Genomic DNA, 23806 nt, shown 5'->3' on the forward strand with positions numbered 1-23806 from the left:
AATGGCTTTGCGGGAGGGACAAGAAGCACTGCCATCATGGTTACAGCTGTGCGATAAAGCAGGGCTTAAACCGTTTCGCATCGAAAAATCGGCTGCCGTAGTATCTTTGAGCAACAGTGCTCTGCCGTTCATGCGGCAGTCATATTTGCCGGTGCAAAAGGCTAGCCAAAATTACCATAACTTTGTTTGGATCCAGAACCGAACCCATGTCAATTTCCAATCCGTCTCCGACCCCGTCGCGCGATTCCGAAACGAAGCAGATCGATCATAACGACTCGATCCGTTCGACATACCTCTCCATCGAAGACATCAAGGCGATGGGCGAAATGGTCGCCCGCAGCGGGGCGGAATCGCTTCCCGCCTTTGCGCCTTTCGATTTCTTCGCGCGGCACAAGGAGAACGAAAAGGAGATCCTGCGCGTCTATCGCACGACCGCCGCAGATGTGGAATCGGGCGAGACAATTACGCCTGCCGCGGAGTGGCTGCTCGACAATCACTACATCGTCGAAGAGGCGATCCAGGAAGTCCGCCGCGACTTTCCGCGCCGCTTCTATCGCGAATTGCCGACCGTCAGCGTTGGCGGCGCGCAGATCCCCCGGACGCTGGTTCTCGCCTGGCTCTACGTGGCGCATACGCACAGCACCGTCTCGCAGGAAAGCCTGACGGCTCTCGTCGATGGCTTCCAGCAGACCGAGACGCTGAAGATCGGGGAGCTCTGGGCTGTTCCGTCGCTCGTCAGGTATGTGCTCGTCGAAAATCTGCGCCGCATTTCGAGCCGCGTTGAACGCAGCCGCCGGATGCGCCGCCGCGCCAACGAGGCCGCCGACGAGCTGGTGCGTCTGGCCGATCCGGCGAAGGCTGCCGAATACCTGAAGACGCTGGAGACGCTTGCCGAGGACAATACGTTCTCGACACAGTTCCTCTATCGCATGCGCGACGGCTCGCAATCGTCGAGCCTGGCGATTGCCTGGCTCGACGACCGTCTCGCCTCGCTCGGCCGCGATACCGAAGAAGCGACGATGGCGGAGCACAGCCGCCTGTCCTCCGGCAACGTGACGATGGGCAACATCATCCGCAGTCTGCGCGAGATCGACGACACCGAATGGTCGGTCTGGGTCGAGCAGGTGAGCCATGTCGATCAGCTGCTCTGGGACAAGTCGGACTACGGCATTCTCGATTCCGGCTCGCGCAACAAATACCGCAAGCAGATCGAAAAGCTCGCCAAGCGTTCGCCGCTCAGTGAAATGGAAGTGGCGCAGCTGGCGCTGGATATGACCGAGGAGGCCAAGGCCTCCGACGAGCCGCAGCCGCACGAGCCGAATGTCGGCGGCTTCCTCGCGGGCATGCATCGCCCGAAGTTCGAGGCGCGCGCGAACTATCGCCCGACGCTCGTGCAGCATTTCGTTCGCACCGTCCGCAAGTTCAATTGGCTGTCGATCGCCGTACCCGTCGCTCTGTTGACGATCCTGGCGATGGTGATTGTCGGCAAGTTCATGGCGAATGCCGGCATGAGCCCTGCAGAGATCATCGTTCTCCTGATCATGTTCTCGCTGCCGGCTTCGGAAGGCGCGACGGGGCTATTCAACACCGTGCTGTCGTTCTTCGTGACGCCATCGCGTCTCGTTGGCTACGAGTTCAAGGAAGGCATTCCGGAGGACGCGCGCACGCTCGTTGTCGTGCCCTGCCTGATTTCCAACCGCGATAGCGTCGATGAGCTCGTCCGCAATCTCGAGGTTCACTATCTCGCGAACCCGCGCGGTGAGATCTACTATTCGCTGCTCAGCGACTGGCCGGACAGCCAGGTTGAGGAAACCGCCAACGATCTCGAAGTGCTGGATTATGCCCGCCGCGAAGTGGCGAACCTCTCGGCGCGCTACGCGTCCGATGGCAAGACCCGCTTCTATCTGCTGCATCGCCGCCGCCTCTACAATCCTTCGGAAGGCGCGTGGATGGGCTGGGAGCGCAAGCGCGGCAAGTTGCATGAGCTGAACATGCTGCTGCGCGGCGATGCTGACACCACCTATCTGCCGGGCGCCAACATCGTGCCGGAGAATGTCCAGTATGTGATGACGCTCGATGCCGACACGCGCCTGATGCGCGATGCGGTGACCAAGCTCGTCGGCAAGCTCTATCACCCGATTAACCGCCCGGTGCTCAACCCGAAGACCGGCCGCGTCGAAAGCGGCTACGGCGTTCTGCAGCCGCGCGTCACCCCGTCGCTGACGACCGGGAAGGATGCCTCGGTCTTCCAGCGCGTGTTCTCGATCAACCGTGGTCTCGACCCCTATGTCTTCACCGTCTCCGACGTCTATCAGGATCTGGCGGGCGAGGGCACGTTCACCGGCAAGGGTCTCTATCATGTCGATGCCTTCGAGGCGTCGCTGAAGGGCCGTATCGACGAGAACTCGGTTCTCAGCCATGACCTTCTCGAAGGCTCCATGGCGCGCTGCGCGCTCGTCACCGATCTGGAGCTCGTCGAAGACTTCCCGATCCGCTACGAAGTCGAAACCTCGCGCCAGCATCGCTGGGCGCGCGGCGACTGGCAGCTGCTGCCTTACATGTTCAACCCGAAATACGGCGTCACCGCGCTCGGCCGCTGGAAGATGTTCGACAACCTGCGCCGTTCGCTGACACCGATCGCATGGTTCTTCGCGTCCGTGCTCGGCTGGTATTTCATGGGTCCGCTCGGCGCGCTGGTCTGGCAGATCCTGCTGATCTTCTGCCTTTTCGTCGCTCCGACGCTGTCGCTGATCAACGGCATCATTCCGCGCACCAGCGATATCGTCGCGCGTGCCCATCTCTATACGGTTTGGTCGGATATCCGCGCGGCGAACGCCCAGGTGGCACTGCGGATCGTCTTCATTGCCGATACCGCCTGCATGATGGCCGATGCCATCGGCCGCTCGCTGTACCGCCTGTTCTTCAGCCATAAGCTGATGCTGCAGTGGCGCACAGCCGCCAGCGTTCAGGCAGGCAAACAGGGAACGATCGCCTCCTACTACAAGGCCATGTGGCATGCGCCGGTGCTGGCACTGCTTGCACTCGCCTTCGCGGCGCTTTCGGGCGACAAGGCATTCCTCGTCGGCATTCCCTTCGCCGTTCTCTGGATCCTTTCGCCGCTCGTTGCCTATTATGTGAGCCAGTCGGCGGAAACCGAAGACCGGCTCGAAGTGGCAGAGTCCGACTCCACCGAACTGCGCAAGATCGCACGCCGCACCTGGCGTTATTTCGACACGTTCACGACGGCCGAGCAGAACCATCTTCCGCCTGACAACGTGCAGGAAACGCCGCACGTGATCGTGGCAACACGGACGTCGCCGACCAATATCGGCGTCTATCTTCTCTCGGTCGTTTCCGGCCGCCAGTTCGGCTGGTTTTCCTTCGAGGAGACGATCGACCGGCTGGAAAAGACGATCGCCACCATCGACAAGATGGAGAAGTATCGTGGCCACCTGTTCAACTGGTATCATACCGACACGCTGCAGACGCTTGGCCCGCGCTATGTTTCGGCCGTCGATAGCGGCAACCTGGCCGGTCACCTGATCGCCGTTTCGTCGGCCTGCCGCAACTGGGCGGAAGCGCCGTCGGCGCATATGCAGGGCAATCTCGATGGTGTCGGCGATACTGCCGGCATTCTCGGCGAAGTGCTTGCCGACCTGCCTGACGATCGCAAGACCGTCCGCCCGCTGCGCCGTCGCCTGGAAGAACGCATCATCGGCTTCCAGAACGCACTGGCCGCGGTCAAGCGTGAGCACGAGTTCGCCTCGATCCGCGTCATCAACCTGGCTGTTCTCGCCCGTGATATCCAGAAGCTGGCTGCCAATCTCGACCACGAAGTCAAGTCGTCGCTGAGCGGCGAGCTGACCCGCTGGGCCGAGCAGCTGGTTAAGGTCTGCGAAGCGCATATTTCCGACAGCACCTACGATCTGTCGAATATCCATCCGCTGCGTCCGCGCCTGATTGCGCTGCGTGACAAGGCGCGCGACCTCGCCTTCTCGATGGACTTCTCGTTCCTGTTCCGTCCGGAGCGCCGCCTGCTGTCGATCGGTTACCGCGTCGAAAGCGGCGAACTCGATCAGGCCTGCTACGACCTCCTGGCATCGGAATGCCGCCTGACCTCGCTGTTTGGCATCGCCAAGGGCGATCTGCCGACCGAGCACTGGTACCGCTTGGGACGTCAGGTCGTTCCGGTCGGCTCGCGGGGCGCACTGGTCTCGTGGTCCGGCTCGATGTTCGAATATCTGATGCCGCCTCTGGTCATGCAGGAGCGCGGTGGCGGTATTCTCAACCAGACCAACAATCTCGTTATCGTCGAGCAGATGAACTATGGCCGCAAGCTCGGCATTCCGTGGGGCATCTCGGAAGCGGCCTTCAATGCCCGCGACCATAACATGAACTACCAGTACACCAACTTCGGTGTGCCGACGCTTGGCCTGAAGCGTGGCCTCGGCCACAACGCCGTCATTGCGCCCTATGCATCGATCCTGGCCAGCCAGTACGATCCGAAGGCTGCGCTCGAGAACCTCGACCGCCTGCGTGCGCTCGGCGCACTCGGTAAATACGGCTATCATGATGCCGTCGACTTCACGCCGACCCGTGTGCCCGAGGGCAAGAAGTGTGCGGTGGTCTACAACTACTATGCCCACCACCATGGCATGTCGATCGCAGCCGTCGCCAACGTCGCCTTCAACGGCCACCTGCGCGAACTCTTCCACTCCGATCCGGTGATCGAAGCGGCCGAACTGCTGCTGCAGGAAAAGGCGCCGCGCGATATTCCGGTGATGAGCGGCAAGCACGAGTCCGACACGCCTGCCAGCATCCAGGACGATCTTCTGCGTCCGGAACTGCGCAAGATTGCCGATCCGTTGTCTCGCGACCGCGAACTCGTCTTCCTGTCGAATGGCCATTACTCGATGATGCTGACGGCGACGGGCGCCGGCTATGCCCGCTGGAACGGCCAGTCCGTCACCCGCTGGAAGCCCGATCCGACCGAAGACCGCTGGGGCAGCTTCATCTTCCTGCGCGACACCGTCACCAATGAATGGTGGTCGGCGACCGCGGAGCCGAAGAGTGTCGAAGGCGAAAAAGTCAACGTGCTCTTCGCAGATGAAAAGGCGGAGTTCACCAAGGTCGTTGGTGATCTGACGAGTGAAGTCGAATGCATCGTCGCCACCGAGCACGATGCCGATGGCCGCCGCCTGACGCTGCTTAACATGGGTTCGGAAGATCGCTTCATCGAAGTGACCTCCTATATGGAACCTGTGCTCACCAGCGACGACACGGATAATGCCCATCCGGCCTTTGCCCGCATGTTCGTCAAGACCGACTTCGGCAAGCGCGGCGATGTCATCCGAGCGGAACGCAACAAGCGCGATCCGAACGAAGCGAACATGAGCATCGCCCATCTGATCGTCGACAGCGCCGGTCCGCAGCGTCAGACCGAGTTCGAAACCGATCGCCGCAAGTTCCTCGGCCGCGGCCGCAGCCTTTCGGATGCTGCTGCGTTCGATCCGGGTGCGACGCTGTCGGGTACCGACGGCTTCACGCTCGATCCGATCCTGTCGCTGCGCCGCACGGTTCGGGTGCCGGCAGGCAAGAAGGTCAGCGTAATCTTCTGGACCATCGCCGCACCAAGCCGCGATGAGGTGGACAAGGCCGTCGAACGCTACCGCCACGCCGATGCTTTCCAGCACGAGCTGGTTCAGGCCTGGACGCGCACGCAGGTGCAGATGCGCCATGTCGGCGTCACCTCGCAGCAGGCTGCCGCCTTCCAGCATCTCGGCCGCTATCTGGTCTATCCCGATATGGATCTGCGCGCCGATGCCGCTGCCGTTCAGGCGGGCATGGCCTCGCAGTCATCGCTCTGGCCGCTGGCGATCTCGGGCGATTTCCCGATCTTCATGCTGCGCATCAACGATGATCTGGATCTCGATATCGTTCGTGAAGCGCTGCTGACGCAGGAATATCTGCGCTCGCGCGGCGTCACCGCCGATCTGGTGATCATGAATGAGCGCGCCTCCTCCTATGCGCAGGACATGCAGCACGCTGTCGACCAGATGTGCGAAAACGTCCGCCGCATGGGCCAGGCCGATGGTCTACGCCAGCATATCTTTGCCGTCCGCAAGGATCTGATGGAGGAGACGACCTATCACGCGCTGCTGGCCGCTGCCCGCGTCACCTTCCACGCGAAGAATGGCAAGGTGATCGATCAGATCAATCGCGCCATTGCTCTGACCTCGCCTTCGAAGGAAGAGCAGGAAGAGATGCAGAAGGCGGCCGAACGCGCCAAGGCGGCAGCGCCGAAGCGCATCGCGCCTGTCATCAAGCCGCGTCCGGTTGCTGCCGATATCGAAGAGCAGGGCGATCTCGACTTCTGGAACGGCTTTGGTGGCTTTGCCCGCGACGGCCGCGAATATGTCGTCCGCCTTGCCGGCGGCACCGCAACGCCGCAGCCGTGGATCAACGTGATCTCGAACGACAAGTTCGGCTTCCATGTTTCCGCTGAAGGTGCCGGTTTCACCTGGTCGGTGAACTCGCGTGACTATCAGCTGACCAGCTGGTCGAACGATGCCGTGGTCAATCGGTCAGGCGAGGCCATCTATGTCGCCGACCTCGACAACAACGCCATCCTGACGCCCTATGCCGGTCTGTCGCAGCGCGCCGACGCGCGTTTCGAAACCCGCCATGGTCTCGGCTACTCGGTCTTCTCCAGCGAGCAGAACGATATCGCCATGGAAGTTACCCAGACTGTTCATCGCGAAAAGCCGGTGAAGATGCAGCGCGTGCGCCTGCGCAACAACGGATCCGGCGCCCGCAAGCTCCGGCTCTACGGTTATGTCGAGTGGGTGCTTGGCAATAATCCGCAGCGTACCGCACCCTTCATCCTATCATCGGCAGATGAGGAGACGGGCGCTCTCTTCGCCGCCAACCAGTACAGCATCGATTTTTCGAAGCGCGTATCGTTCTTCGCGGCGAGCGAGAAACCATCGAGCTTCGCGACCAGCCGCCGCGAATTCATCGGCAAGGCGGGTACGATCCAGTCGCCGCAGGCGTTGAAGCCCTCCGTTCCGCTTTCGGGCGCGAAGGAACTCGACGGCGATCCGGCCGCGGTGCTCGCGATCGATATCACGCTTTCGCCCGGCGAAAGCCGCGACGTGACGTTCTTCCTCGGGGATACCGGCTCGAAGGACGAGGCGGCTGCTCTGGTCAAGGATATCCGTTCTGCAAGCATCGACGATGCCGTTCAGGCAAACCGCGATTTCTGGCAGGGCTTTACCGGCAAGGTGCAGATTTCCACGCCTGATCAGGGCATGAACAACCTGATCAACGCATGGCTGCCCTATCAGAGCCTCGGCTGCCGCATCATGGCGCGCTCGGCCTTCTATCAGGCGAGCGGTGCCTTCGGCTTCCGCGACCAGCTGCAGGATACTCTGGCCTTCGTGCTGCAGGATCCGTCGCTGGCGCGCAACCAGATCGTCAACGCCGCTTCGCGTCAGTTCCGCGAAGGCGACGTTCAGCATTGGTGGCTGCCGGGAACGGGTGCGGGCGTCCGTACGCTGATCTCCGACGACGTTGTCTGGCTTGCCTATGGCATCCATCACTATTGCAGCGTCACCGGCGACAAGTCCGTGCTCGACGAAGAGCTGCCGTTCCTCGAAGGGCCGGCGCTTCTCGAAGGACAGCACGACTCGTTCTACAAGCCGGAGATTTCAGAGGACAAGGCGAGCATCTACGAACATGCCGCTCTCGCCCTCGATCTGGCGATCAAGCGGACCGGCTCGAACGGCATGCCGCTGATCCTCGGTGGCGACTGGAACGATGGCATGAACCGCGTCGGCATCCATGGCCAGGGCACCAGTGTCTGGCTCGGCTGGTTCCTTGCCGGTGCACTTCGCTCGTTCACACCTTATGCGCAGGAGCGTGGCGACACGACTCGCGTCGAGCGCTGGACCAAGCACCTTGGCGAGCTGAAGGCGGCACTGGAGAGTGCAGGCTGGGACGGCGGCTACTATCGCCGCGGCACGTTCGACGACGGCAGCCTGCTGGGATCAAAGGAAAGCCTGGAATGCCAGATCGATTCGATCGCGCAGTCCTGGAGCGTGCTTTCGGGCGAAGGCGATCCCGAGCATGCGAAGACGGCGATGGATGCGGTGCTGAACCGCCTCGTCGATCGCGATACCCGGATCATCCGCCTGTTCACGCCGCCCTTCGCCACCTCGGCGAAGGACCCGGGCTATATCAAGGCCTATCCTCCGGGCGTTCGCGAGAACGGTGGCCAGTATACGCATGCGGCGACTTGGGTGGTCATGGCGCTTGCCGAGATGAACCGGGGCGACGATGCGTTCGCCTGCTTCGAACTGCTGAACCCGATCACCCATTCGCGGGACAAGGGATCGGCCGAGCATTATCGCGTCGAGCCCTACACGATTGCCGCCGACGTCTATGGCGAAGGCGCTCTCAAGGGCCGCGGCGGCTGGACCTGGTACACGGGATCGGCCGGCTGGCTCTATCGCGCCGCCGTCGAAGGCATCCTCGGAATCCGGCTGAAGGACGGGCGTCTATTTGTCCGTCCGGCGCTGCCGAGCACCTGGGATGGCTTCTCGGCGGAGGTCGAACATTCCGGTGTGAAATACCGTATTTCGGTCTCAAAATCGTCCCAACCCGGCGGCTACAGTGTTGTTATCAATGGCAACGACATCGCCAATCCCTCTGAGGGATATCCGGTCGGATAGCAGCATTTCCTAAGCTCACACTCCGGCGATTCGTTGCGGCCAAAAGGGAAACCTTTTGGCCGCAACCGCGTTTGCAAATCGGAACCAGGAGAGAATAATGGCGACTACGCCGGAAAAAGCCATCGGCGCTGAGCGCGTTTCCCGATCTGCGGCCCGGCCGCAACGTGACACAAGACTAGACGTGTTGCGCGGGCTGGCGCTGATCACGATCTTCATCAACCACGTCCCCGGGCAGATTTTCGAATATGTGACGACGAAGAATTTCGGCTTCTCCGATGCAGCCGAGGCTTTCGTCCTGATCTCAGGTATCGCTGTCGGCCTGGCCTATGGATCGGGCTTCAAGTTCGGCCGCAGGCTGGAAATGGCGAAGAAGGCCGTGAAGCGTGCCTTCACGCTTTATCTTGCCCATATGATCACCACCTTCATGACGCTGGCGCTGTTCATTTGCGGCGCCTGGCTCTTCCACCGGCCTGGATTGCTGGTGGAAATCAATATTCTTGCCGTGCTGACAAATCTGAAAGAGGGCATTCCGGCGCTGCTGCTGCTCGGCCACCAGATTGGCTACAACAATATCCTGCCGATGTATGGCGCGCTGATGCTGATGGTGCCGATCATCCTGCTGCTGAATTCCTGGCACCCACTGCTGGCGCTCAGCCTATCGGGCGCTGTGTGGCTGATCGCCGGCATCTATCAGATCGCCCCGCACAACATGATCATTGCCGACTACTGGTTTCTGAACCCGCTGTCCTGGCAGTTCATCTTCAACATCGGCATCGTCGGGATGATGCACGTCAAGCGCGGCGGCTCGCTGCCGCAGCACCCGATCCTGTTCGTGCTGGCATCCGGCTATGTGGCCCTGTCCTTCGCCTGGGTTGTCGGTCACCTCTGGGATCTCGGCAATGCGCTGGCGGCACTGGGTCTCCCAAGCGTTCTGACCGGGTTCGACAAGACCTTCCTGTCGCTGCCGCGTCTGTTGCATGTGCTGGCCCTGACCTATCTCGTCATCAACATCCCGGCGCTGTCGCGCATGCTGCGCCGCCCGGCGGATCATCCGTTGACGATCCTTGGCCGGCATTCGCTGAACATCTTCGTTGCCGGTACGATCCTGGCGATGGCGGGTCAGGTCCTGCTCTATGTCACCAACCGCGATCAGTTTATCGGCCCGATGTTCGTGGTTGCCGGTATCGCCGCGCAGTTCGCCTATGCCTACCATCTGGAGCGCAAGCGTCTGGATGAGAAGGCTAAGCCGGCGATCGGACGCGGCGCCATGCCGGTTCCCGTGCGGATCAATGACGGGCGAAAGTAGCGGCGCCCTACAGGTTCGAAGGTATCAAGCCGGCGGCTCACGAGCCCGCCGGCTTATTTTATGTGCTGCAGGATGTTGACGAGCTTGCCCGCGGGATCGCGGACATAGAAGCGCCGGACGCCCCATGGCTCGTCGGCGGGGCCGTAGACGATCTCGAACTCTGCTTGCCGCATCGCCGAGAGAACGGCATCGACATCATCGACTTCCATGGAGATATCCGGAACAGGCGTGCCTGAGCCGCCCCCGCTGGCAATGCTGAGCTGAACCTGCATCGCGGTGGCGTTGCCATAGGTAATGATCCAGCCATGGTCCATCAGCACATCCAACCCAAGCACTTCACCATAGAAGCGCTGCGTCCGTGCCGGATCGGCTGCCGGCAGATTGGCAATGATGCGGCGTACGGCCATGATGGATCCTCCCTGGTTCTGAAGGGGCGATGCTAGAGCCTTCCAGTGGGAGATTAAAGCTCTCATCCTTGGCTGGTGATGTCCCACGATCCGCTGCTGCCGTCTGGCTCCGCCCCAATCAATCTGCCTCTAAGCTGCAGACACAGGCGTCGCTTAAGCGATGGGCCGCAGAAGTCCGGTGTTGAGAGTGCGAGCAGGTTCATGCTCGACTGGCCACATAAGAAAAAGGCCGGAGGGGCGAACCCTCCGGCCTGATATCCAAGTTCTATGAGGCCGCTAGTTTATGCGGCTTCGGTCGCATGCGCCTTGCGGACTTCTTCGTCCGTGAGGATGCCGCTGGCGCGGAGAAGGGCGGCGAAGCGGCCATTGCTCTGGCTCAGTTCGTCGAAGCTGCCCTGCTCGACGATGCGGCCGTTGTCGAGGAACAGCACCTTGTCGGCCTCGCGGACTGTCGAGAGACGGTGGGCGATGATGAAGGTGGTGCGGTTCTGGCGCAGGTTGTCGATAGCGGCCTTCACGCGATTTTCGGTTTCCACGTCGAGCGCGCTGGTCGCTTCGTCAAGGACCAGGATCGGCGCATCCTTCAGAATGGCGCGGGCGATCGCGATGCGCTGACGCTCACCACCGGAGAGACGGTTACCGCGCTCGCCGACATGGGTGTCATACTGGTCTTCGCGCGTCTCGATGAAGTCGGCTGCGGCTGCGGCTTCTGCTGCCTGACGCATCTCTTCTTCACTGGCGCCTTCGCGGCCAAGGCGGATGTTGTCGCTGATCGAACGGTTCAGCAGGCCAGCATCCTGGAAGACGGTTGCGATATAGCGGCGCAGCGACTTGCGGGTGACCTTGGTGATGTCCTGGCCGTCGACCAGAATCTCGCCGCTGTCAGCGTCGTAGACGCGCTGCAGCAGGTTGACGAGCGTTGTCTTGCCGGCGCCGGTCGGGCCGACGATCGCGATCGTCTGGCCGGCCTTGGCCTTGAAGTTGACGCTGTGCAGGCCCTGCGAGGAATTGCCGAAGCCGAAGGAGACGTCGCGGAATTCGACTTCGCCCTTGACGTCCTTGATATCCACATTGCCGGCAGGCTCTTCGCGGTCACGGACGGAGTCTTCGAGGACATAGAAGTCTTCGAGCTTCGAGCGGGCCTCAAAGATCTGCGTTGCGAACTGGCGCATCTGGTCGAGGCGCGAGATCAGCAGGTTGGCAAAACCGATAAAGGCAATGACGTCACCGATCTTCAGTTCGCCAGCCTGGACCAGCAGCGTGCCGATGACCAGAATGATCATCATTGCGATGGTGGACGCCATGCGGTTCAGCGCGCCGGCGATAGCCCACCAGTCGAGAACCGGATACTGCGCCTGCAGCAGGCGGTCAGTGAAGCCCTTCAGGGCACGCGTTTCGGCGTCGATACGGTTGTAGCTATGCAGGACCGAGACGTTACTGATCGAGTCGCTGACATGCGAAAAGACGGTGTGGTAGTGGTTTTCGACAGAAGCCTGACCATCCTTGGTGCGGCTCATGACGAGGCGGCCGATCAGCCAGTAGGCAACGCCGAGCACGACGAGCACTGCAGACAGGCGCAGGTCCATCATCATGGCGGTCGGAACCAAGAGCATGATGGCGACGGCAGTTGCCAGGTGATTGCGCATGAATTCGAGCCAGAGGCCGAACAGCGTTTCGCAGGCGCGCAGCAGCGTGTGCAGCGCATTCGATGTACCACGCTGGTGGTGCCAGGAGAGCGGCATGGAGATGATGCGGCCGAAGGCTTCGGTCAGAAGCGTCGCGCGGCGGCCATGCGCCAGCCTGTCAGCCTCGCGGGCGACAAGCACGAAGGCGATGGTGTTGAAGACGGCAAAGCCTGCCCACATGAAGAGGATCGGCTTCACGTCACCCTTGCCGGAGATGGCATCGATGATACGGCCGAAGAGGATCGGTTCCGCGATGGTGATGGCAGCCAGAACAATGTTGGCGACGACCACCAGGGATACGCGGAGCTTGTATGCGCCAAGGTAGCGCAAGGCTCTTGCATAGACCTTGAATAGCGACACGGCAGTACCTCTTTTGTGCATCTGCAAAACGGGATATTGCGACGCTACTAAAATCTACCTGAACCGGCGATTAACACCGTGTTCACCCGGGACTTTTCAGGAGGCGTCAAAAGCAGGGTGCGACGAGATGACATGGGCCGAAAGTTGTTCACCCGAGAACGGTTGTGACAATTTTCGCTTGCATTTGGAAGGCGGTACGTCGCACCTTAAACTCATACGGGTTAAATCATTGAACCGAAGACCGTTGGGATGCCGGCTGCGTTAGTGCCGGTCGACGGCCCTCAACCGCACGCCCTTTTCGGGCAGGGGGCATTTGTGAATATTCATTCGTTGATTCAATTGCTTGTCGTTCTAGAGGAATGCAAGAAGGTCGAGCGTGTCGTCGAGGAGTTGGAGAATGTCCTGCATTCCTACGGCTTCCAATATTATGTGCTTCTGCGCCATCCGAAACGCAGCGTCGATCCTTGGGGCACAGTGCTGGCCGGCGATTGGCCGGAGACATGGACACAGGTCTATGCAACCAAGAAATATTTCCTCATCGACCCGACCATGCGTTATCTCGGCCAGACGCACAGGCCGTTCCGCTGGCGCGAAGGACTTGCTGCCTACCGGCGCGATCCGCATCAGCGCCGCATGGAGCAGATGATGGCCGACGCCGCACAGCATGGGCTGGGCGACGGCTACGTCTTCCCGGTTCACGGCCGTAGTGGCCTGCTGGGGAGCCTCAGCATCGGCGGCGTTCCGGTCGATCTGTCGCCGGTGGAGATGTCGCTGTTCYGCGGCGTGACCCACAAGGCATTCTGGCGGCTGCTCGAATTGCGTGGCGACGCCGATGCACTCGATAGCCCGACTCTGATGGAGACACCGCTGACGCGGCGCGAGCTGGAGATCCTGCATTATCTCGCCGACGGCATGACCTCGATCGAAATCAGCAAGCTGCTCAGCATCTCCAACCACACCGTCGACTGGTACATGAACGGCATTCAGGACAAGCTGAAGGCCAAAAACCGTCAACAGGCCGTCGCTCTGGCTTTTAGGTACGGCTTAATTACCTAATGACGGAGAAATTCTATTTCGTGGCGGCAAGGGAAATTGAACTTTCTGTAACAGCACGTTAAGAATTCTCTTCGCGGGTGCAGCATTGCCCGCGTGATCCGTGCTTTGAGGAGAGTGCATTGCCCATTTCCAAGATTCTTGTCGCCAACCGTTCCGAAATTGCCATTCGCGTATTCCGCGCGGCCAATGAGCTCGGGATAAAAACGGTCGCGATATGGGCAGAGGAAGACAAACTCGCGCTGCACCGCTTCAAGGCCGACGAAAGCTATCAGGTCGGCCGCGGGCCGCATCTTGCCCGTGATCTCGGGCCGATCGAGAGCTATCTGTCGATCGACGAAGTGATCCGTGTTGCCAAGCTGTCCGGCGCCGATGCCATTCATCCGGGTTACGGCCTGCTGTCCGAGAGCCCCGAATTTGTCGATGCCTGTAATGCCGCCGGCATCATCTTCATCGGTCCGAAGCCGGATACGATGCGCCAGCTCGGCAACAAGGTCGCGGCCCGCAATCTCGCGATCTCCGTCGGTGTTCCCGTCGTTCCGGCAACCGAGCCGCTGCCAGACGACATGAAGGTTGTCGCCAAGGTGGCCGAGGAAATCGGCTATCCCGTGATGCTCAAGGCTTCCTGGGGCGGCGGTGGTCGCGGCATGCGCGCCATCCGCGATCCGAAGGATCTTGCCCGCGAAGTGACGGAAGCCAAGCGCGAGGCAATGGCCGCCTTCGGCAAGGACGAGGTCTATCTGGAAAAGCTCGTCGAGCGCGCGCGCCATGTCGAAAGCCAGATTCTCGGCGACACGCATGGCAATGTCGTGCATCTCTTCGAGCGTGACTGCTCCATCCAGCGCCGCAACCAGAAGGTCGTCGAGCGGGCGCCCGCACCTTATCTCTCCGAAGCGCAGCGCCAGGAACTGGCCGCCTATTCGCTGAAGATCGCCAAGGCCACCAACTATATCGGTGCCGGCACCGTCGAATATCTGATGGATGCCGATACCGGCAAATTCTACTTCATCGAAGTCAACCCGCGTATCCAGGTCGAGCACACGGTCACCGAAGTCGTCACCGGCATCGATATCGTCAAGGCGCAGATCCATATCCTCGATGGCTTCGCGATCGGCACGCCGGAGTCTGGCGTTCCGAAGCAGGAAGACATCAAGCTCAACGGCCACGCGCTGCAGTGCCGCATCACCACCGAGGATCCGGAGCATAACTTCATCCCGGATTACGGCCGCATCACTGCCTACCGTTCGGCATCGGGCTTCGGTATTCGCCTCGATGGCGGCACGTCCTATTCGGGCGCCATCATCACCCGCTTTTACGATCCGCTGCTGGTGAAGGTCACGGCCTGGGCGCCGAACCCGTCGGAAGCGATTTCCCGCATGGACCGCGCGCTGCGCGAGTTCCGTATCCGCGGCGTCGCCACCAACCTGACCTTCCTCGAAGCGATCATCACGCATCCGAGCTTCAAGGATAACAGCTACACGACGCGCTTCATCGACTCGACCCCGGAGCTCTTCCAGCAGGTCAAGCGTCAGGACCGCGCCACCAAGCTGCTCACCTATCTGGCTGATGTGACGGTCAACGGCCATCCTGAGGCCAAGGACCGGCCGAAGCCATCAGCCGACATTGCCGAGCCCGTCGTGCCCTACACGAATGGCGGTGGTATCCCTGACGGCACCAAGCAGCTGCTCGACAAGCTCGGGCCGAAGAAGTTCGGCGAATGGATGCGCAATGAAAAGCGCGTGCTGATGACCGATACGACGATGCGCGACGGCCATCAGTCGCTGCTGGCGACCCGTATGCGCACCTACGATATCGCCCGCATTGCCGGCACCTATGCGCATGCGCTGCCGAATCTGCTCTCACTGGAATGCTGGGGTGGCGCGACCTTCGATGTTTCCATGCGCTTCCTGACCGAAGATCCATGGGAGCGGCTTTCGCAGGTCCGCGAAGCAGCGCCTAACCTGCTGTTGCAGATGCTGCTACGCGGCGCCAACGGCGTCGGCTACACCAACTACCCTGACAATGTCGTCAAATACTTCGTCCGTCAGGCGGCAAAGGGCGGCATCGATCTGTTCCGCGTCTTCGACTGCCTGAACTGGGTCGAGAACATGCGCGTCTCGATGGATGCCATTGCCGAAGAGAACAAGCTCTGCGAAGCGGCGATCTGCTATACGGGTGACATCCTCAATTCGGCGCGCCCGAAATATGACCTGAAATATTATACGGATCTGGCCGTCGAGCTCGAAAAGGCCGGCGCGCATATCATCGCGCTGAAGGATATGGCGGGCCTCTTGAAGCCTGCTGCTGCCAAGGTGCTGTTCAAGGCGCTGCGCGAAGCGACCGGCCTGCCGATCCATTTCCACACGCATGATACGTCGGGTATCGCTGCCGCGACCGTTCTTGCGGCCGTCGATGCTGGTGTCGATGCCGTCGACGCGGCGATGGACGCACTGTCGGGCAATACCTCGCAGCCCTGCCTCGGTTCGATCGTCGAAGCGCTGCGTGGTTCCGAGCGCGATCCGGGCCTCGATCCCGAATGGATCCGCCGCATCTCCTTCTACTGGGAAGCGGTGCGTCACCAGTACGCGGCCTTCGAGAGCGATCTCAAGGGACCGGCATCGGAAGTCTATCTCCACGAGATGCCGGGGGGCCAGTTCACCAATCTCAAGGAACAGGCCCGCTCGCTCGGGCTTGAGACCCGCTGGCATCGCGTGGCGCAGGCCTATGCCGACGCCAACCAGATGTTCGGCGATATCGTCAAGGTGACGCCGTCCTCCAAGGTCGTCGGCGATATGGCGCTGATGATGGTCTCGCAGGATCTGACGGTCGCCGATGTCGTCAGCCCGGACAAGGAAGTCTCCTTCCCGGAATCTGTCGTTTCGATGCTGAAGGGCGATCTCGGCCAGCCGCCGTCTGGTTGGCCTGAAGCGCTGCAGAAGAAGGCGCTGAAGGGCGACAAGCCGTATACGGTCCGCCCGGGCTCGCTGCTTGCAGAGGCCGATCTCGATGCGGAGCGCAAGACGATCGAGACCAAGCTGGAGCGCGAGGTCACCGACTTCGAGTTTGCCTCCTATCTGATGTATCCGAAGGTCTTCACCGACTTTGCGCTGGCGTCGGACACTTACGGCCCGGTTTCGGTACTACCAACGCCTGCCTATTTCTACGGTCTTGGCGATGGCGAGGAGCTGTTTGCCGATATCGAGAAGGGCAAGACGCTCGTCGTCGTCAATCAGGCGATGAGCGGCACCGACAGCCAGGGCATGGTCACCGTGTTCTTCGAACTCAACGGCCAGCCGCGCCGCATCAAGGTTCCGGATCGCGCCCATGGCGCATCGGGTGCTGCTGCCCGCCGCAAGGCGGAGCCGGGCAATGCCGCCCATGTCGGCGCGCCGATGCCGGGTGTCATCTCGCGCGTCTTCGTGTCGCCAGGTCAGGCGATCAATGCCGGCGATGTGCTGGTGTCGATCGAAGCGATGAAGATGGAAACGGCGATCCACGCCGAGAAGGACGGCACGATCGCCGAAGTTCTCGTCAAAGCCGGCGACCAGATCGATGCCAAGGATTTGCTGGTATCCTACTCAGCCTAAGTCTTACGGGAGGCGGGCCTGTCGCCCGCCTCCCGATCTCGTCTTGCTGCAATAAACTATCGCGGCCACGCCGTCTTTGACGTCTTTGACGTCTTTGGGCTTGCCGGGTTTCAGCCTTGGCCTAGTATCCAGACATTTCCAATCATTTGCGGATCAGGAAAGAGTCACAATGAGCAAGCTCAAAATCGCCGTTATCGTTGGAAGCACGCGTATCGGGCGTTTTGCCGATCATCCTGCGAAGTGGATCTCCGCGATCGCCGCCGAGCGTCCGGAGCTGGATGTCGAGGTGCTCGATCTTCTCGATTATCCGATGGCATTCTTCGGTGAAGCATCTGCAAGCGAGGCCGAAAGCGAGACGGCCGAGCGCTGGAAAAAGAAGCTGCGTGAATTCGACGGCTACATCTTCACGGTCGCCGAGTATAATCACGCCCCGACGGCCGTGCTGAAAAACGCCATCGACCTTGGCGACTTCATCCAGAAACCGGTTGCCTTCGTCGGCTATGGCGGCGTCGGCGGTGCCCGTGCGGTCGAGCATCTGCGGCTGGTCTTCGTGGAAATGAGCGCCGCGTCGGTCAGGACCGGCGTTCACATCAGTTTCCCGGAATATCTTTCCGTCGCCAAGGATGGGAAGAGCCTGAATGACTATCCGCATCTTGCCGAGGCTGCAAAGAACCAGCTCGACCAGCTGATCTGGTGGGGCAAGGCACTGAAGGCTGCGCGCGCTGGCTAAGACCGGATCTTGCGCCGCCCGTGCCTAGATATCGTAGGTATGGGCGGCGTTTATTGTCGAGATGAAGCGCTTGGTGCGCTCGCGCTCGGGTGCGGTGAAGATTGCCTTGGCGCTGCCGGTTTCGACGACGCTACCCGCTTCCAGGAAGACGACATTGTTGGCGATCTTCGAGGCGAGACGCAGGTCATGCGTCGCCATCACCATCGTGGTTCCCTCGTTTGCAAGCTTACCGAGAACATCGACCACCTCGGCCGAGAGTTCCGGGTCGAGTGCCGAGGTCGGCTCGTCGCAGAGCAGCACGCGTGGCGACGGGGCGAGAGCGCGGGCAATTGCCACGCGCTGCTGCTGGCCGCCTGACAGCGTCGAGGGCCAGGCATCCGCCTTGTGGGCCATGCCGACCTTGGTCATCAGCTCCATGGCACGCTCGCGGGCCTTTTCTTTCGGCCATCTGAGAACGGTGACCAGTCCTTCCATGACGTTTTCGATCGCGGTCTGATGCGGGAAAAGCTGGAAATTCTGGAAAACCATACCGGTCTGGCGGCGGATCTTCTGGATCGATTGCCAGCCGGTGCGCTTGCCGGGCGCGAAATCCAGCGTCTCCTCGCCGATGCGGACGGAACCGGCCGTTGGAATTTCCAGCAGGTTGATGCAGCGCAGCAGCGTGCTCTTGCCACCACCCGAGGGGCCGACGAGCGCGGTGACGCTGCCTTCGGGAATGCGGATGCTGATATCCTTCAGGATGACGGCGTCGCCGAAGCGTTTTTCGATATTGGAGAGCTCGATCATGCGTTTGCCTCCAGCATGCCGCCATAGCGGGCAAAACGGCGCTCCAGCCGCACCTGCAGCGTCGAAAGGACGGAGCTGAGGACGAGGTAGATGAGAGCGGCTTCGATATAGAGGATCAGCGGCTCATAGGTCGTCGCCACGATGCGCTGCGCGGCCTGGAAGAGTTCCGGCACGGTGATGGCGGCGGCAAGCGAGGTGTCCTTGACCAGCGAAATGAACGTATTCGAGAGCGGCGGCACCGCGACACGGGCTGCCTGTGGGAGGACAGTGCGGGTCATCGCCTGGCGCCAGTTCATGCCGATGGAATATGCGGCTTCCCACTGACCCTTTGGCACCGATGAGATGACGGCGCGGATGATCTCGGAGCTGTAGGCGCCGATATTGAGCGTGAAGCCGATCAGGGCAGCCGGGAAGGCGTCGAGCAGGATGCCGATGCTGGGCAGGCCGTAGAAGATGACGAAAAGCTGGACGAGCAGCGGCGTGCCTCTGATGATCCAGACATAGAAGCGGGCAATTGCCGCAAAGGGTGCCGGGCCGAACAGCCGGGCGACGGCCGTTGCCAGTCCGAGGATCAGTCCGAAGGAGAATGAGAGCAGCGTAAGCGGGATGGTGAACTTGATGCCGCCCCACAAAAGGGTAGGCAGCGATTCCGCCATCAGTTGAAGCCAATGAGGCACGGGACGACCCTCTGAAAAAGATACGTCCGGCGAAATCGCCGGACGCTCTACACTCTATAGATCATGTCGATGCGCGGGAAAACCGGCGCAACGGAGTTACTTGGAAACGTCCTGACCGAAATACTTGTCAGCGATCTTCTTGTAGGTGCCGTCGGCCTTGATGTCGACGAGAGCCTTGTTGATCGCTTCAAGCAGTTCCGGCTCGCCCTTGCGGATGATGATACCGGAATAATCGGCATTCTCCTGCTGGGCGACGATCTTCACTGGCGCATCAGGCTTGTGCTTCTTGAAGTCGAGGAAGGAGAGGCTGTCGTTGACGGTTGCGTCTGCACGCTTCGTCAGCACGAGCTGGATCGACTGATCGAAACCATCGGTGCCGACGAGCTCGGCGCCCGACTGCTCGGCAAGCTTGCCGAAGTTGCTGGTCAGGGACTGAGCGGCCTTCTTGCCCTTCAGATCGGCGAAGGACTTGATGCTGTCGTCGTCGGTGCGGGCGATCAGAACGGCCTTGGAGGCAATGTAGGGCTCGGAGAAGTCGTACTTCTGCTTGCGCGCATCGGTGATGCCGACCTGGTTGATGACGGTGTCGTAACGCTTCGCGTCGATACCCGCGATCAGGCCGTCCCACTTGCCTTCGACGAACTCGGCCTTGACGCCGAGCTTGGCGGCGACGGCTTCGCCGATCTCGACGTCGAAGCCAACGAGCTTGTTGCTGTCATCGTGATAGGTGAAGGGCGCGTAGGTGCCTTCCGTGCCGATCTTGAGAACACCCGCGGACTTGATGGCGGCGAGGTTTTCGCCAGCATGAGCAGCAAAGGCTGCGGCGGAGATCAGGGCTGCGGTGGCGATGGTCTTCAGGATTTTCATTTTTCTGTTCCGTAAAGGAGGAAATTCAATGCCGCATTGATCGCAGAAAACAAGGCGGGGCGAAGCGTAGAAAACTGCAAAGAAAATCGGCAACTGCGAATATTTTTCTCATTTGCCGCACTTTTAGCGCGGCTTGTTTCAGGGCGTCAATAAACGTGTGCCGATGACCCCATTGCATGCATGCGATTATATGTTTATGCACGTTTGTGTTTGTTTGCGCCTGTTCATGTCGGGATCGAGGATGAATGTGAACGAAATGTTGCTGCGGGAGCGGCAAGGCATCATCTCGCTGAAGCTGCAGACGCATGGCCGCGTGCTGGCAGCGGAGCTTGCCGCCGAATTTGGCGTATCCGAGGATACTGTACGCCGCGATCTCCGCGAGATGGCGGCGGCTGGACTTTGCGAGCGCGTCTATGGCGGCGCTTTGCCGATTTCGCCGGCGGGCGGCAGTCTGAAGCAGCGGATGAGCGTCGCCTTCGAGCGCAAGCAGTCGCTGGCACAAGCGGCAGTCTCGCAGATCAAGGCGGGATCGACCGTTTTCTTTGACGCTGGCAGCACCAATCTCGCGATCGCCAACGCCCTTCCCCAGGAGATGCTGCTGACGGCCGCCACCAATGCGCCGGCCATTGCCGCAGCGCTGCTCGACAAGACGGGTATCAACGTCATCCTTATCGGCGGGCTGATCGACCGGCAGGTCGGCGGCGCGCTCGGTGCCAAGGCGCTGCGCGACATGGAGCAATTGTCTCCGGATCTCTGCGTGCTCGGTGCCTGCGGCGTCGATCTGGAAGCGGGGGTCACGACCTTCGGCTTCGAGGATGCCGAGTTCAAGCGGTTTGCAGCCTCCAAGAGCCGTCAGGTTCTGGTCGCTGCGACATCGGAGAAGTTCGGAACGGCAGCACCCCATAGCGTGCTGCCGGTGGCGCATTGCGAATGCCTTGTGGTTGAGCATGACGCCGATGAAACATTGCTCGCGGCCTATCGCGAGCGGGGATGCCGCACGGTCAAGGCCGCGGCGGCGAATTGAATTGACATGACCTGCCAAAGAGGCAGGCGATAGTGAATGAGACGGGACAATGGATAATCAACTACATGCGATGCCGGGCGTGCAGCGCGGGTTCATGCCGAAGAGCCGGGTCGCGGTTTCGCTGCTGTTTCTGATGAACGGCTTCCTGGTCGGCTGCTGGGCACCGAAAATTCCGGAATTTGCCGAAAGGCTCGGCATCAGCAAATTCGAGCTCGGTCTGATGATCCTGGTCTTCGGGGTCGGCTCCCTGACGATGATGCCGATTGCCGGTGCGAAGATCGCAAAGCATGGCTCGCGCGTCGTCTCGCTGGCGACGGCCGTCTGCCTGCTGCCGATCCTTCTGGCGCTGACTGTTGCTCCCAATGTCATCACCGGCAGCATTGCGCTTTTCCTGTTCGGCGGCTTCGTCGGCGCCATGGACGTTGCCATGAATGCCAATGCGGTAGTTGTCGAAAAGTCGATGCGCCGGGCGATCATGTCGTCCTGCCACGCTTTCTGGAGCCTTGGCGGGTTGATCGGTTCCGGGCTCGGCGGATTGCTGATTTCGAAAATCGGCGTGCTCGGTCACGCCGGGCTTGCGACGGTGCTTGCCGCAGCCCTTCTTGCCGTCGCGTGGCCAATGATGCTTTCGGACCCGCCGCATCCGGATGAGAAGAAGGAAAAGACCCGCCTGCCGATGGTGCCGCTGCCGTGGCTGCTCGGCCTGATGGCGCTGTTCTCCATGGTGCCGGAAGGCGCGGTGCTGGATTGGGGCGCGCTGTATCTGCGCCAGGAAATGGGCGCATCTGTCGCTCTGTCGGGCTTTGGTTTCGCTGCCTTCTCGCTGACCATGGCGATCATGCGCTTTGCCGGCGATATTGTGCGCGACAGGTTCGGCGGCGTGAAGACGCTGCGTGTCTGCACGCTGTTTGCGATCGTCGGCATGCTGATTGCAGCCCTTGCCCCGACTGCGGAGCTTGCGATCGTCGGCTTCGCCTTCTGCGGGATCGGCATTTCCAACATGGTGCCGATCGCCTTTTCGGCGGCCGGCAACGTGCCGGGCCTGAGGCCGGGGATTGGCATCTCGGTGGTGACGACCATGGGCTATTCCGGAATGCTGGTTGCGCCTTCTGCAATCGGTTTCGTCGCCGAGCATATCGGCTTCTCGACGGTGTTCATGGCGCTGCCGGCCCTTCTTGTTGTCGTTCTGATTTTCTCGAGATTGGCGCGCTATGCCGACGGCGCCTCGGGTGGCGGCCACTAGGCCGCCAACAAAAGTGAAGCGCGGGGCGGTTGACAAGCAGGCAGGCATGATCCACCTGAAAGGCACGATTTTCAAAGGGTCCAAGAGCTCTCTTCATGTCTTCAGCCACGGATTTTGATCCGAAACCGCGCCGTTCTTCCGTTGCCGTCGATGTCGGCGGAGTGATTGTCGGAGGCGGCGCGCCTGTTGTCGTACAGTCGATGACCAATACCGATACCGCCGATATCGACGGAACGGTTGCCCAGGTCGCCGCGCTGTTCAAGGCCGGCTCGGAGATGGTCCGCATCACCGTCGACCGCGACGAAAGTGCCGCCGCTGTTCCGAAGATTCGCGAGCGCCTGCTGCGTCTTGGCATGGACGTGCCGCTGATCGGCGACTTTCATTATATCGGCCACAAGCTGCTTGCCGATCATCCCGCCTGTGCCGAAGCCTTGGCGAAATACCGCATCAACCCCGGCAATGTCGGCTTCAAGGACAAGAAGGACAAGCAGTTCGCCGAGATCATCGAGATGGCGATCCGCTATGACAAGCCGGTCCGCATCGGCGTCAACTGGGGTTCGCTCGATCAGGATCTGCTGACGGCGCTGATGGACCAGAATGCCGAGGCGGGCTCACCGCTTTCAGCACGCCAGGTGACCCGCGAGGCCATCGTCCAGTCGGCGCTGATCTCTGCCAATCTCGCCGAAGAGATCGGCCTGCCGCGCAACCGCATCATCCTGTCTGCCAAGGTCAGCCAGGTGCAGGATCTGATTGCTGTCTATTCGATGCTGTCGGAGCGCTCTGACCATGCCCTGCATCTCGGCCTCACCGAAGCCGGCATGGGCTCGAAGGGCATCGTCGCTTCGTCGGCCGCCATGGGCTATGTGCTGCAGCATGGTATCGGCGATACGATCCGTGTGTCGCTGACGCCGGAGCCGAATGGCGACCGGACGCGTGAAGTGCAGGTGGCGCAGGAGCTCTTGCAGGTCATGGGCTTCCGGCAGTTCATTCCTGTCGTTGCCGCCTGCCCCGGCTGTGGCCGCACGACGTCGACGGTCTTCCAGGAACTGGCGCAGAACATTCAGAACGACATCCGCAAGAACATGCCGGTCTGGCGCGAGAAATATCCGGGCGTCGAGGCGCTGAACGTTGCTGTCATGGGCTGCATCGTCAACGGCCCGGGCGAGAGCAAGCATGCCGATATCGGCATCTCGCTTCCGGGCACCGGCGAGACGCCGGCCGCGCCCGTCTTCATTGACGGTGAGAAGGCGCTGACATTGCGCGGCCCGAATATCGCCGCCGATTTCGAGGCGCTGGTTGCCGACTATATCGAGAAGCGTTTCGGCCAGAAGACCGCGGCCGAGTAAGAG

The 23806-nt window shown here is 61.1% G+C and carries 13 protein-coding genes; 8 read left to right on the plus strand and 5 right to left on the minus strand.

The window, feature by feature from the left end:
* Nucleotides 1–206 precede the first annotated feature (206 nt).
* Entirely contained in the window at nucleotides 207–8732 is an 8526-nt protein-coding gene (locus AC1DNK_RS11260) for a glycoside hydrolase family 94 protein (protein ID WP_477941099.1), read from the plus strand.
* A 97-nt stretch (nucleotides 8733–8829) separates the two neighbouring features.
* Complete coding sequence (locus AC1DNK_RS11265) at nucleotides 8830–10038, plus strand: OpgC family protein (protein WP_477941101.1); 1209 nt, start codon at nucleotides 8830–8832, stop codon at nucleotides 10036–10038.
* A gap of 53 nt (nucleotides 10039–10091) precedes the next feature.
* Here AC1DNK_RS11265 and AC1DNK_RS11270 read toward each other — a convergent pair whose 3' ends face one another.
* Nucleotides 10092–10445 (minus strand): VOC family protein, encoded by a 354-nt coding sequence (locus AC1DNK_RS11270; RefSeq protein WP_112385919.1) that lies wholly within the window; start codon nucleotides 10443–10445, stop codon nucleotides 10092–10094.
* A 281-nt stretch (nucleotides 10446–10726) separates the two neighbouring features.
* Nucleotides 10727–12490 (minus strand): glucan ABC transporter ATP-binding protein/ permease, encoded by a 1764-nt coding sequence (locus AC1DNK_RS11275; RefSeq protein WP_477941104.1) that lies wholly within the window; start codon nucleotides 12488–12490, stop codon nucleotides 10727–10729.
* Nucleotides 12491–12805: 315 nt separating this feature from the next.
* Here AC1DNK_RS11275 and AC1DNK_RS11280 point away from each other — a divergent pair, with 315 nt between their 5' ends.
* From AC1DNK_RS11280 to AC1DNK_RS11290, 3 genes are all read left to right on the plus strand, one after another.
* Nucleotides 12806–13546 (plus strand): LuxR family transcriptional regulator, encoded by a 741-nt coding sequence (locus AC1DNK_RS11280; protein WP_477941106.1) that lies wholly within the window; start codon nucleotides 12806–12808, stop codon nucleotides 13544–13546.
* A 119-nt stretch (nucleotides 13547–13665) separates the two neighbouring features.
* Nucleotides 13666–17130 carry a pyruvate carboxylase gene (gene pyc, locus AC1DNK_RS11285; protein ID WP_477941109.1) on the plus strand — a complete coding sequence of 1155 codons (3465 nt, stop codon included), beginning with the start codon at nucleotides 13666–13668 and terminating at the stop codon, nucleotides 17128–17130.
* 169 nt (nucleotides 17131–17299) lie between these two features.
* Nucleotides 17300–17860 carry an NADPH-dependent FMN reductase gene (locus AC1DNK_RS11290; protein WP_310296496.1) on the plus strand — a complete coding sequence of 187 codons (561 nt, stop codon included), beginning with the start codon at nucleotides 17300–17302 and terminating at the stop codon, nucleotides 17858–17860.
* Between the two features lie 24 nt (nucleotides 17861–17884).
* On the opposite strand, the gene AC1DNK_RS11295 is transcribed toward AC1DNK_RS11290, so the two are convergent.
* From AC1DNK_RS11295 to AC1DNK_RS11305, 3 genes are all read right to left on the minus strand, one after another.
* A complete protein-coding gene (locus tag AC1DNK_RS11295) occupies nucleotides 17885–18646 on the minus strand; it encodes an amino acid ABC transporter ATP-binding protein (protein ID WP_112385914.1) in 762 nt (253 codons plus the stop codon).
* Nucleotides 18643–19323 carry an amino acid ABC transporter permease gene (locus AC1DNK_RS11300; protein WP_112385913.1) on the minus strand — a complete coding sequence of 227 codons (681 nt, stop codon included), beginning with the start codon at nucleotides 19321–19323 and terminating at the stop codon, nucleotides 18643–18645. The genes AC1DNK_RS11295 and AC1DNK_RS11300 overlap by 4 nt, the downstream gene beginning before the upstream one ends.
* 96 nt (nucleotides 19324–19419) lie before the next feature.
* On the minus strand, nucleotides 19420–20190 hold the full coding sequence (locus AC1DNK_RS11305; protein WP_112385912.1) for an amino acid ABC transporter substrate-binding protein: 771 nt from the start codon (nucleotides 20188–20190) through the stop codon (nucleotides 19420–19422).
* Between the two features lie 247 nt (nucleotides 20191–20437).
* Here AC1DNK_RS11305 and AC1DNK_RS11310 point away from each other — a divergent pair, with 247 nt between their 5' ends.
* The 3 genes from AC1DNK_RS11310 (at nucleotide 20438) to ispG (ending at nucleotide 23803) form a co-directional block, all read left to right on the plus strand.
* Entirely contained in the window at nucleotides 20438–21214 is a 777-nt protein-coding gene (locus AC1DNK_RS11310; protein WP_477941407.1) for a DeoR/GlpR family DNA-binding transcription regulator, read from the plus strand.
* A gap of 49 nt (nucleotides 21215–21263) precedes the next feature.
* Nucleotides 21264–22457, plus strand: a complete 1194-nt coding sequence (locus AC1DNK_RS11315) for an MFS transporter (RefSeq protein ID WP_477941110.1) — start codon at nucleotides 21264–21266, stop codon at nucleotides 22455–22457.
* A 95-nt stretch (nucleotides 22458–22552) separates the two neighbouring features.
* Nucleotides 22553–23803, plus strand: a complete 1251-nt coding sequence (gene ispG / locus AC1DNK_RS11320) for a flavodoxin-dependent (E)-4-hydroxy-3-methylbut-2-enyl-diphosphate synthase (RefSeq protein ID WP_112517835.1) — start codon at nucleotides 22553–22555, stop codon at nucleotides 23801–23803.
* The last annotated feature ends 3 nt before the right edge of the window (nucleotides 23804–23806 follow it).

This window comes from Rhizobium sp. 01N424, assembly GCF_056399485.1.

Coding starts and splice junctions, on each gene's coding strand:
- AC1DNK_RS11260 (WP_477941099.1), top strand. CDS start 207: ATGTCAATTTCCAATCCGTCTCCGACCCCGTCGCGCGATTCCGAAACG.
- AC1DNK_RS11265 (WP_477941101.1), top strand. CDS start 8,830: ATGGCGACTACGCCGGAAAAAGCCATCGGCGCTGAGCGCGTTTCCCGA.
- AC1DNK_RS11270 (WP_112385919.1), bottom strand. CDS start 10,445: ATGGCCGTACGCCGCATCATTGCCAATCTGCCGGCAGCCGATCCGGCA.
- AC1DNK_RS11290 (WP_310296496.1), top strand. CDS start 17,300: ATGAGCAAGCTCAAAATCGCCGTTATCGTTGGAAGCACGCGTATCGGG.
- AC1DNK_RS11295 (WP_112385914.1), bottom strand. CDS start 18,646: ATGATCGAGCTCTCCAATATCGAAAAACGCTTCGGCGACGCCGTCATC.
- AC1DNK_RS11305 (WP_112385912.1), bottom strand. CDS start 20,190: ATGAAAATCCTGAAGACCATCGCCACCGCAGCCCTGATCTCCGCCGCA.
- AC1DNK_RS11315 (WP_477941110.1), top strand. CDS start 21,264: ATGGATAATCAACTACATGCGATGCCGGGCGTGCAGCGCGGGTTCATG.
- ispG (WP_112517835.1), top strand. CDS start 22,553: ATGTCTTCAGCCACGGATTTTGATCCGAAACCGCGCCGTTCTTCCGTT.